This window comes from Campylobacter coli LMG 9860 (genome assembly GCF_000254135.1).
In the GTDB taxonomy this organism is placed as follows: domain Bacteria; phylum Campylobacterota; class Campylobacteria; order Campylobacterales; family Campylobacteraceae; genus Campylobacter_D; species Campylobacter_D coli.
In genome coordinates, this window is the sequence record NZ_AINS01000069.1 from 1 (window position 1) to 10,919 (window position 10,919).

Sequence of the window (10,919 nt, forward strand, 5' to 3'; positions counted from 1 at the left end):
GATGAACAAGTTTTTTGCACAAGTTTGGATGTGGCTAAGGTTTTTGGAAAGCAACATAAACATATTTTAGAATTGATTGGTGAAAAATTTAACAATAATGAGATTAAAAATTTTTGTGAGCCGAATTTTCGGCTTTCATTTAAAACCCGTAAAATAGAAGGTTTCAGAGGCAAAGAGAGAAAATATCCATATTATCAACTTACCAAAGATGGTTTCTCATTTATAGCTATGGGACTAACAGGTAGAAAAGCGGATAAGTTTAAAATCGAATTCATCAATGCTTTTAATGAAATGAAAAACATTATTAGAAGCAATAATCAAACCACCAATTATTCTGATTATGAATTTATCAAAAAACAAAACGAAATTTTAAATCAAATAACTTGCACTCAAAGCAGTACAATCTATGTTTTGCAAGATAGCATCAGATTTTTAAACAATACTATTAGTTCAATGAAAGAAATTAACAAAGAACTGAAAAAAATTGCAGGTATTGATAGATTTTTATGAGATAGTAGGAGAATATAATGGAGAATGGTAGCGGTAATATAGGCAATAAAGGCGATATAAATTCTTATGGTTCAGGTAGATTTGCGCATCCTAATTTAGATTTTGGGGAATTAAAGGAGAGACAGGGCGGAAGCGGTAGACATATTTTTCATGCTTTAAGCGAAATTCAAAGATATCATGTTATCGAAGATCGCAGTGAAGAAATTCCAAAAGAATATTTTACCATTGAACAAATCTTAGACTATTTGAAAATAGGCTTTAAAAGCGGTATGTTTGAAAGCTTTATTTTTACAGGGCTTTTATGTTTTTTACAAGTTATTTATCCAAGTTACAAATATTATTTTTTAGATTCTCCTTTAAGTAAAAATGAAGAACTATTTTTTGATTTATTGTCTTACGCTCCTATTTTAGTTTCTACTTTGTTTATGGCTTATATCTCGAAGTACTATAAAGGATTGCTTACTCGCAGGGCTATTTTTGCCTTAATGAATGGCAGAAGTTTTTCATTTTTGCTTAAAGGTTTTGCTATATTTTGGTTATTTTCATGGCTAAAAGAAATATCAATTAATAATCCACGCACTGTATATTCTTGGGCGGATTGGACACTATGGTTGATACAATATTTCAAACCTAATGTCAGCACTGAACAACTTTATGTGTTTTACTATAAATATGCCATTCCTGCTTTGCATGATGCTAGTTATGAATTGCTTTATTCTATGTGTATCTTTGCCATATTGCCTTATTTAACAATTTTTTACAAAGGCTACAAAGAAAGAGTTAAGCGATTTGAAAATAAAGATGCGTATGAAAATTATTAATTTAAAAAGGAGAAAAAATGAATTTAGAAAACAGTTTACAAGCTGAAGTTGTGAATAATAGCAATATTGTTCTTTTTGAGAATGAAGAGTTGGGACAAGTTAGAGTAGCCTTAGATGAAAATAATGAGCCTTTGTTTTGCTTGAGTGATATTTGTAAGATTTTAGATATACAAGATACATATAAAGTTAAACAAGCTATTTTAAGGGAGTTTGAGCTATCCACCTTAAGCGTGGATAGCTTTGATACAGGTTTTGGTATAAAAGAATTCACTATGATTACTGAGCCACAACTTTATTTTATCTTAATGAGAAGCGACAAGCCAAATGCAAAACATTTTAGACATTGGGTAACAAAAGAAGTTTTGCCTAGTATTAGAAAAAAAGGCTTTTATGGTAGTATTAATAAAAACAATACAACCATTGATTCTAATATATACTACAAAGAATTATGTGATAGATTATTAATTGAGAATAAAGAACTAAAATCTGAGAATATTAATTTAAAGCGCCATATTAATGGAGAGCTTTATTTAAAATTTCTAAATAAATTAAATACATTCTCTAAGATTCATTTTAAAAACAGTAAAAGCAAAGCACTAGATTATATTTACAAAACCATAGCTATAGAATTTATGTGTCCAACTTATAGCAATTTTGACATAAGTGATTTAGAATCTGATCCTAGATACTTAAGATATGCCATAGATTTATGCAATGATGCAATATCTAATAATTTTCTAAGTAGAAAATTAATTTAAAATAAAGTGCAAAAATGTTTCTTAAAAAATCAGAAGAAGAAAAAACATTTATCGGCATAGGTTTTGATTTAGAAGATAAAAAACAAGAGAAGCTTTTAGAAATATATCAAATCGATGATAATTCTAAAAATCACACTTTTGTATTTGGCTCCACAGGTGTAGGTAAAACAAGACTCATTGAAGGGCTTATTGAACAAGATATTCCAAAAGGGAAAAATGTTGTTATCATTGATCCTAAAGGTGATATAGGGCTGTTTTCAAAAATGGTTGAAATCGCTAAAAAAAGTAATAGAGAAAAAGAACTTATGTTTTTAAGTCCTATTTATCCTGAATATTCGATCAAAATTAATCCGTTAGCAAATTACTACATGGAAGAAGAAATCATTGCTCATATTGTTTCAGGTGTTCCTGCAAAAGATGAGTTCTTTTATAATGTTGCAAATGAAACAACCACGGCTGTTGTAAAAGCTTTGCTTATTATTAGGCGCTATGAAAAGCTAGAAAAACCTTTAAATTTTGAAGAAATTGCTGAAAAAGTTTATTATGAAGGTTTAAAAGAGCTTCAATCAGAATTAAAAGAAATACAAAGTAATGGTTTTGAAGATGATGAGATTGCTAGATTGCTTGCTCTATACGATAGGGTTTTATCATCACCACAAGATTATTTTGCCAAAGTTTCATCAACTCTTAGAACCACGCTTACTCAAATGACCATGGGTAATGTAGGAAAAATTATAGGTACCGCACAAGAAAACACTTTTATTAAAAGATTACAAGAAAATCAAGGCGTGCTTTTATATATTATGACAGGTTCTATGCTTACAAGGCAAGTGTCAAGTATTATTTCCAAAGTAACCATTTCTATGATTCAATCTTGCGTGGGCAGGGTTTATGCCTCAGGAAAAAAATTTGATAAAACATTAAAAATTTACATTGATGAAGCTGCTTCTTCTGTGTATAGAGGTATAGAAACTTTATATGCCCAAGCAAGGGGTGCAGGAGTAGCTATTATGGGGTTAACTCAATCAGCAGCTGACTTAGCGGCTGAAATAGGACAAGATGGGGCAAACAGATTATTAGAACTCACTAACACTAAAATAATTATGCGCTTAAATGATACAAAAAGCTCTAAAATGATTTCAGATCTAGGGGGTAAAAAAAGAGCTTATTCTTATTTTTTAACCGTAGAAGGAGGAATTACTTCAAGAGAGGTTGAAGAATTAAATATTGAGGTTGATGATGTGACTAACCTACAAAAAAGAGAATTTTTTTATTTTGGTTTTGAAGGGCGTTTTAAGGGAAAGACTTTAAAAGTGAATGATGGAAAATTAGTTGTGGATATGCCTAATGTAACTCAAAAAAACGAGGATTTTAATGTTTGATTTAATTGAAAATGTGATGAGTTTTATTTATCGCCATCAACTCATTAGAAAGGTTGTTTGGCAAATTATAATCACTTTCGTATCTATTTTTCTTTTTTTAACCTTTTTATTTTGGGTAAATTTAGAAAAAATGGGATACTCAAGTTTTAATTTTAGTCTATTATTAAATTTACAAGCCTATATATTTTTACTTTGGGAGTATTCAAGAGAAATAGCTTATTTTCTAATCATAGAACAAGCTTTCTTTATTCTATTGTTATGGTATATGAACAATAAACTCAAAAATCCATCAAATGATAAAGAAGTAGCACATATACATATTAAAGAGCTTGCAAAAATTTGGCTTGAAGATGACAATACTCCTATGATCGATACTTCCAGACAAGCCACTGAAAAAGCTAATATTATCATGGTAAATAAGCAAGTGCGTGATTCTATTATTTCTTTAGCTAATTTAAAACAAGACATAAGTCAAATCTTTTTAAATGATATTATTAAACCTAATCTCGAAAAGATCCATCCAAAGCACCTTGAAATGATTATTAAATTACTTCAATTGCTCGAAGAAAATATTGCTTGTCCAAGTGTTGTGCAACTTTTTGAAGGAGATCCTAATAGCGCTTATGGAAAAATATCTGCTAGAAGAAAAGATGGAGAAAGGGTTGATACAGTTACTCTTGATGGAAAAACTCGCTTTGATATATATGAAAAAATTAGTCTTTTAAGACATTCTTTAAATGTAGCTTACAAGATTATTGAGTTACTAAACGAAAGTAAAGAATACAAGTCTTTTAAAAAAACATTGTTTGGCAAAGCAATTATTGTAGCCTTAGGACATGATATAGGCAAGATTAATAATTTTACACTAAGAGAAAGCTATATCAAAGAACAAAGATTAAAAGGTGATTCAAAACAAGCTTTTATGAATTTAAAAAGAATGCAAGAACATCAAAAAATTTCCTATATCATCTTTTACGAACTCTTTAAAAACTATCCTGATTTAAAAGAACTTGCTACCGTTGTTCAAGGGCATCACTTAGGTAGTATTGATAAAGATGATAAACTTTTGAAATTATTAATTGATGCGGACAAACAAACAAGAGATTATGAATTAGATGCTTATTTGCAAAATAGCGAAGAGTTTGAGAAAATAAGAAATAAAGAATTAGAAAGTATTATTACAACAGTTCCGCAAAAAAATAATCTAGCGCATGAAAACACCCAAAAAACAATTTCTAAAACACCAGAAAAGAAAACTCAAACCATTCAAAACAAAACACAAAATGAAAGCACTGAAAATGAAATTTCAATTTTAGATTTAAAAGAACTTCAAGATCGATTTGTTCTTAATTTCAATGAATTTAAAAAGCAATTTTTCCTTTTTGTAGCCGAAGATAATTCAAAAGAATTCCAAGAACTTGTTTATACATTCGCTTTCAAAAATACAGAAAAAGAATTTTATAAAAATAAAAAAGATTTATTTATACTTGTTGAATGCGGCGTGATTAATGGAAACAGAACCGATACCATGAATTATTTTTATGATTTGAGCGATGAGATTAATAAAAAATTAAATAAGAAGATTAAAATAGGATTTGCTATGTTTAGAGATTGCAAAGACATAAATGAAGCTATTGATGGTTGCAAGAAAGCATTAGAATACGCCAAAAATAATAATCAGGTTGTTTATTATGATTATAAAGATTTAAAAATATCAAATAGTGATAAAATATTAATTTCAGATAACGCAGAAGTTAAGATAACTGAGAGTGTAAAAATCCAAGAAAAAACAGATACAATCACTACAAATAATCAAGTTAATACATTAGAAGAGATTGATACATTAAAACAAAAGACTATTGATACTCAAATCATAGAAAATATGTTTGAAATGATTGAAAGCAAGGTTCAAGAAGTTGAATATTCTTTAAGTCAAGAAGAAAATTTTGACATTCCGCTAATTGAAGCAAAATTTATTGAAATTATAAAGTCCAAAATTAACACTTTTAAGCGTAAAGGTTTTGCTAAGATTCCGCAAGCTATAAGCTTTAAAAGATTTGTGTTATTCAGCCACGAATGTCTTTTAGAAAGTCTTGCTAAAGCACTTAATGTTAAAAATGAAAATTTGAACGCCAAACTTAATTTTTTAATTCGTTATTATAGAAATCATCCTGATGAAAACAAAAGATTGATTTGGTTTGTTAATGTGGAAAAAGGCTTTTACTATTCAACTTATATTTTAAAATTTGATGAAAGACAAGATGAAGTTTTCTTTTGTGTTCCTTTTGATGGTAAAAGAGCTTTTGGAATGAGTATTTCAGAGCTTAGCATTCATAAGGATAATAGCGGATTAAGAAATTGTATTGTTAAGCCTTATGTAAAAAAGGAGGAAAAATGAAAAAAAGAAGAGCTGATTTACTTAAAAAACACAATTCAAAAATCGTGCTTGCGGATACATTGGAATCTGAAGCTATGGTTGATTTAGCAATGAAAGCCAATGATATTTTTTTAAAACTTAAAAAAACTGCAGGCGTGGGTTTGGATTTTAAAGATGCAGATGAAATGCTAATGTTGTGGAATTTAGTATTAGTCAAAAGCTCACAAACTCTTGAACAAATTTCGCAGAAAATAGACATGAAGTATGATGAACCCTTTACAATAACTTTAGCTCGTGAGAAATTAGAAAAATGAAAGCAATCTTTTTTTTAACCTCCTTACTTTTTGCTAATTTGCTCTTTGCTCAAAAAAATTATTTTATACAGGCAGGAGAGAAATTCGGAATCAATCCGCAATTGCTTTGGACCATTGCTTATAAAGAAAGTCGCTTAACCCCCAATATTATTAGCAAACCAAATAAAAATGGTACTTATGATATAGGCATTATGCAAATTAATAGCATTCATTTACCAAGATTAAAAAAACAATATGGTATTAATGAAAATGATTTATTAAGACCTAAAATTAATATTTTTGTAGGAGCTGAAATATTAAAAATGTGTTTAGACAAACACGGATTAAATGAAGAAGGTATTACTTGCTACAATGGAAGAATTATCAACAATCCCTACGGAAAAGAAGTAATTAAATTACTCAAAAAAGCAAGAATAACAAATGGAAAAATTAATTAAATTTCAAAAGGAGACATAATGAATAATTTATTAGAAAAAAATATCAATGAGGTTAATGAAATGCTCATTAAAAGTTTGGATGATTTGCCACCACTGCCTGAAACTATTCAAAAATTGCAAGAATATATTGCCACACATGGAAGCAATATTGTTATTGATGAAATAGCAAATATTATTAGCACAGATCCTTTAATTACAGCTAATTTATTGCATTTAACCAATTCAGCTTATTATGGTTTTTCAAAAGAAATTAAAACTGTTAATCAAGCCTTAGTTCTTTTGGGGGTAAGCAATGTTAAAAATATGATTATTGCTGATTATGCAAAAAGTTCTTTTGTAATCAATCTAAGTCCTTATGGTATAGAAACTGATCGCTTTTTAGCTTTAATTCATGAGCAAACCAATTTTATTTCTACTTGGCTAATGGAAGAAGATAAAATGTTGTGCCATAATCTAATTCCATGTGTTATGATGCTAAGATTAGGCATCATGGTATTTTCAAATTTTTTAATTCAAAACAACATAGATAAAAAATTTTTATTGCATTTAAGCAAGAATAATTTTAATAATATATTAAGATTAGAAAGAGAATTCTTAGGAGTTGATCATATATCTTTTTTATCAAACTTATTTAAAGTTTGGAATTTAGATGAAGATCTTATTGAAATTATAAGCTCTCTTGATTATCTTGGTTCTACTAGCGCAAAAGTAAAAAAAGAAACATACGCTTTAGCTGCAATTGAAGCCCTTTTTAGCCCTGAAAAAAACGCTTATGATGAATTTTGTGTACAAAAAGCCTATCAAATTTTAAAGGATGCTAAGGCAAATGGAGTTGATTTTAATTTAGAAAATTTTTTAAATAAATTGCCTGAAAAATTTATAGAAATTTTAAGCAAAAGCAAGGAACAATTATGAATATAGTTGATCTTGTGAAAACAATAGAAAGTATTGAAAATCCACAAAATCTTAAAATTATAAGAGAAGGTGCTTGCTTTTACATGTGTTTAGGTGAAAATAAAAAATATTTTTATTTTTTTAAAGCTAATTCTAAAAATAAAGAAAGTCTTCCTTATACACTCACATTGGATGATTTAAAATCTGATGAATGGAAAATTTTAAAGGATTAAAATGAATACAATACAAAAACTCAGAAGAGAACTAAAAATCTATACAGCAGGAATAATTGTATTGCCTATATTATCAATTATAAGCTATATGTTTAATAATCAGAAACTAGATTATAATTTTTTGATATTTTTTGCCTTATATTTTGGGCTTTTTTTTGGTTTTTGTGTAATAGGTTTTTTTAGCACCAAAAAAGCAATTAAAACATATTCACAATTAATAGAAAAATCTCAAGAAGAATTTGGAGAAAAAAATGAAAATCATAGGATTTAATTTAGGTATTGCTAATATCGGTTGGGCATTAAGAGAAAATGATGAAATCATAGATTGCGGAGTGAGAGTATTTGATATACCTGAAAATCCAAAAAATGGTAATTCATTAGCCCTTGAACGCCGAGAAAACAAAGCTCGTATGAAAATAGTCAAAAGAAAAAAAGCAAGAATGCTTGCAACTAAAACTTTTTTAAAAAAAGAGCTTAATGTTGATTTATCCAAACTTTTTTTAATCGGATCAACTCAATCTATCTACGAATTAAGAACCAAAGCTTTAAGTTCTTTAATCAGCAAAGAAGAATTATCTGCCATTATTTTACACATTGCTAAGCATAGAGGATATGATGATAGTGCATTGAAAAATGAAAATGGAACTATTATTGAAGCCCTAAATAAAAACAAAGAAGCAATGCTTAAATTTAAAAGTGTGGGTGAATATTTTTATAAAAATTTTGTTCAAAACAAAGAAGTTAAAAAAATAAGAAATACCACAGAAGATTATTCTAATTCTGTTCCAAGAAGTTTATTAAAGCAAGAACTTGATCTTATTCTTGATAAACAAAAAGAATTAGGATTAATTAAAAATGCTGATTTTAAAGCAAAACTATTTGAAATCATCTTTTTTAAACGCCCTTTGAAAGATTTTTCAAATAAAATAGGAAATTGTATTTTCTTTGAAAACGAAAAAAGAGCTGCTAAAAATACCATAAGCGCTTGTGAGTTTGTTGCTTTGGGAAAAGTTGTAAACCTTTTAAAAAGCATTGAAAAAGATATAGGTATAGTTTATGAAAAAGATAGCATTAATGAGATTATGAGCATTATTTTAGATAAAACAAGCATTAGTTATAAAAAAATCAGAGATATTTTAAATCTTCCACAGACATAAACTTTAAAGGCTTAGATTATTCAAAAAATAATGCTGAAAACTCCAAACTTGTAGATTTGAAAAAACTTAATGAATTTAAAAAAGCTTTAGGCGATGGTTTTGCTAATTTAGATAAAGATATACTTGATAGTATTGCTACAGATATCACCTTAACCAAAGACACAGCAACTTTAAAAGAAAAGCTAAAAAATTATAATGTTTTAAATGCAGAACAAATCGAAAAACTCTCAGAACTTGTTTTTAATGATCATATTAATTTATCTTTAAAGGCTTTAAAACAAATCATACCTTTAATGTATGAAGGTAAAAGATACGATGAAGCTTGTGAGCTTTGCAATTTTACAATTGCTAAAAATCAAGAAAAAAACGAATATTTGCCTTTATTTGAAAAAACACGCTTTGCTAAAGATATTTCTTCTCCTGTAGTTATTAGAGCTATTTGTGAGTTTAGAAAATTGCTTAATGATATCATAAGAAGATACGGCAGTGTTCATAAAATTCATTTAGAACTAACAAGAGATTTTGGGATAAGTTTTAATGATAGAAAAAAAATAATCAAAGAAATTGAACAAAACGAACAAAGTCGTATAAAAGCTTTAGAAACAATAAAAGAATTAAAACTAGAAGAAACTTCTAAAAACATACAAATAGTTAGATTATTTGAAGATCAAAAAGGAATATGTCCTTATTCAGGCTTAAAAATGGATTTAAAGTGCCTTGATGAATTAGTAATTGATTATATACGCCCTTATAATAGAAGTCTTGATGATAGTTATAGCAATAAGGTTTTAACTTTTAAAAAACTAAACGATTTAAAACAAGGAAAAACACCTTTTGAAGCTTTTGGAGAAGATGAAAAACTTTGGGCTGAAATCAATGAGAGAATTAAAGAATATAATGGCAAAAAAAGATTTAAAATTTTTGACAAATTCTTTAAGGATAAAAAGCCTTTTGATTTTACAGAACAAACCTTACAAGATACAAGATGGCTAACTAAACTTGTTGCGAGCTATCTTAACGAGTATCTTTCATTTTTGCCTATCAGTGAAGATGAAAACACAGCCTTAGGCTATGGAGAAAAAGGAAGTAAACAACATGTTATTTTAAGCTCAGGAATGATTACTCAAATGCTAAGAAATTTTTGGTATTTAGGCTTTAAAAATCACAAAGATTACAAAAACAATGCTATGGATGCCATTATAGTAGCTTTTACAACCAATTCTATTATTTTTACTTTTAATAATTTTAAAAAAGAATTAGATTTAGCAAAAGCTGAATTTTACGCAAACAAAATATCTGAAAGTGATTATTTGTTAAAAAGAAAGTTTTTACCACCTTTTAGTGGTTTTAAAGAGCAAGCACTTGAAAAAGTAAAAAATATTTTTGTTTCGCATTCTTTAAAAATTAAAAATAAAGGCACTTTGCATGAGCTAACGCCACTTAAAATAAAAGAACTTAAAAATACATATGGTGATTTAGATCTTGCGGTAAAATTAGGTAAAATAAGAAAATATAATGATAAATATTATGCGAATGCTAAGGGTTCTTTAGTAAGAACTGATTTATTTGTAGATAAAGAAAATAAATTCCATGCAGTATCTATTTATAAAGCAGATTTTTCTACAAAAAAACTTCCAAATAAAACCCCTGCAACTACATCAAATGGAGAAACCAAAGAAGGCATTGAAATGAATGAAAATTATAACTTTTGTATGTCATTGTATAAAAATACTCCAGTTAGCGTAAAAATAAAGGGTATGAAAGAGTCTATTATTTGTTATTATCATGGTTTTAATACTTCAGGAAGTAAAATAACTTATAAAAAACACGACAACAATTATCACAACCTTAGTGAAGATGAAATGGTTGTTTTTAGAAAAAATGATAAAGAATCTATAGTGGTAGGAAAAATACTTGAAATTAAAAAATACAGTATAAGTCCTTCAGGTGAATTAAGTTTAATTGAAAACGAAAAGCGCAAATGGTTTTAGATATTTTTGCTCAAAAAATAAGAAAAAACATTGATAAAATAGGCT

At 27.8% G+C, this 10,919-nt stretch carries 10 protein-coding genes and 1 pseudogene; all 11 read left to right on the forward strand.

What is annotated here, in order from left to right:
- Positions 1-510 (forward strand): Rha family transcriptional regulator (locus CCO88_RS08410; protein WP_002840133.1); only part of this gene is annotated, 510 nt, incomplete at its 5' end.
- Positions 511-527: 17 nt separating this feature from the next.
- Positions 528-1,331: a hypothetical protein gene (locus tag CCO88_RS10420; RefSeq protein WP_002840135.1), complete on the forward strand. Its 804-nt coding sequence runs from the start codon at positions 528-530 to the stop codon at positions 1,329-1,331.
- A gap of 17 nt (positions 1,332-1,348) precedes the next feature.
- Entirely contained in the window at positions 1,349-2,089 is a 741-nt protein-coding gene (locus CCO88_RS08420; RefSeq protein ID WP_002840137.1) for a BRO-N domain-containing protein, read from the forward strand.
- A 14-nt stretch (positions 2,090-2,103) separates the two neighbouring features.
- Entirely contained in the window at positions 2,104-3,471 is a 1,368-nt protein-coding gene (locus CCO88_RS08425) for a type IV secretory system conjugative DNA transfer family protein (protein WP_002793629.1), read from the forward strand.
- Positions 3,464-5,869 carry an HD domain-containing protein gene (locus CCO88_RS08430; protein ID WP_002840139.1) on the forward strand — a complete coding sequence of 802 codons (2,406 nt, stop codon included), beginning with the start codon at positions 3,464-3,466 and terminating at the stop codon, positions 5,867-5,869. Before CCO88_RS08425 ends, CCO88_RS08430 begins: the two co-directional genes overlap by 8 nt.
- A complete protein-coding gene (locus CCO88_RS08435; RefSeq protein ID WP_002793632.1) occupies positions 5,866-6,162 on the forward strand; it encodes a hypothetical protein in 297 nt (98 codons plus the stop codon). The genes CCO88_RS08430 and CCO88_RS08435 overlap by 4 nt, the downstream gene beginning before the upstream one ends.
- Positions 6,159-6,599, forward strand: coding sequence for a lytic transglycosylase domain-containing protein (locus CCO88_RS08440; protein WP_002793634.1), 441 nt, complete (start codon positions 6,159-6,161; stop codon positions 6,597-6,599). Before CCO88_RS08435 ends, CCO88_RS08440 begins: the two co-directional genes overlap by 4 nt.
- A gap of 18 nt (positions 6,600-6,617) precedes the next feature.
- The gene (locus CCO88_RS08445) at positions 6,618-7,514 is read left to right on the forward strand and encodes an HDOD domain-containing protein (protein WP_002800914.1); all 897 of its coding nucleotides are present in this window, start codon (positions 6,618-6,620) and stop codon (positions 7,512-7,514) included.
- Positions 7,511-7,726 carry a hypothetical protein gene (locus CCO88_RS08450; protein ID WP_002800915.1) on the forward strand — a complete coding sequence of 72 codons (216 nt, stop codon included), beginning with the start codon at positions 7,511-7,513 and terminating at the stop codon, positions 7,724-7,726. The genes CCO88_RS08445 and CCO88_RS08450 overlap by 4 nt, the downstream gene beginning before the upstream one ends.
- A 1-nt stretch (position 7,727) precedes the next feature.
- Positions 7,728-7,997, forward strand: a complete 270-nt coding sequence (locus CCO88_RS08455; RefSeq protein WP_002840141.1) for a hypothetical protein — start codon at positions 7,728-7,730, stop codon at positions 7,995-7,997.
- Positions 7,978-10,874: pseudogene (cas9, locus tag CCO88_RS08460) on the forward strand (type II CRISPR RNA-guided endonuclease Cas9). Before CCO88_RS08455 ends, cas9 begins: the two are co-directional and overlap by 20 nt.
- Positions 10,875-10,919 lie beyond the last annotated feature (45 nt).

Coding starts and splice junctions, on each gene's coding strand:
- CCO88_RS10420 (WP_002840135.1), top strand. CDS start 528: ATGGAGAATGGTAGCGGTAATATAGGCAATAAAGGCGATATAAATTCT.
- CCO88_RS08420 (WP_002840137.1), top strand. CDS start 1,349: ATGAATTTAGAAAACAGTTTACAAGCTGAAGTTGTGAATAATAGCAAT.
- CCO88_RS08425 (WP_002793629.1), top strand. CDS start 2,104: ATGTTTCTTAAAAAATCAGAAGAAGAAAAAACATTTATCGGCATAGGT.
- CCO88_RS08430 (WP_002840139.1), top strand. CDS start 3,464: ATGTTTGATTTAATTGAAAATGTGATGAGTTTTATTTATCGCCATCAA.
- CCO88_RS08435 (WP_002793632.1), top strand. CDS start 5,866: ATGAAAAAAAGAAGAGCTGATTTACTTAAAAAACACAATTCAAAAATC.
- CCO88_RS08440 (WP_002793634.1), top strand. CDS start 6,159: ATGAAAGCAATCTTTTTTTTAACCTCCTTACTTTTTGCTAATTTGCTC.
- CCO88_RS08445 (WP_002800914.1), top strand. CDS start 6,618: ATGAATAATTTATTAGAAAAAAATATCAATGAGGTTAATGAAATGCTC.
- CCO88_RS08450 (WP_002800915.1), top strand. CDS start 7,511: ATGAATATAGTTGATCTTGTGAAAACAATAGAAAGTATTGAAAATCCA.
- CCO88_RS08455 (WP_002840141.1), top strand. CDS start 7,728: ATGAATACAATACAAAAACTCAGAAGAGAACTAAAAATCTATACAGCA.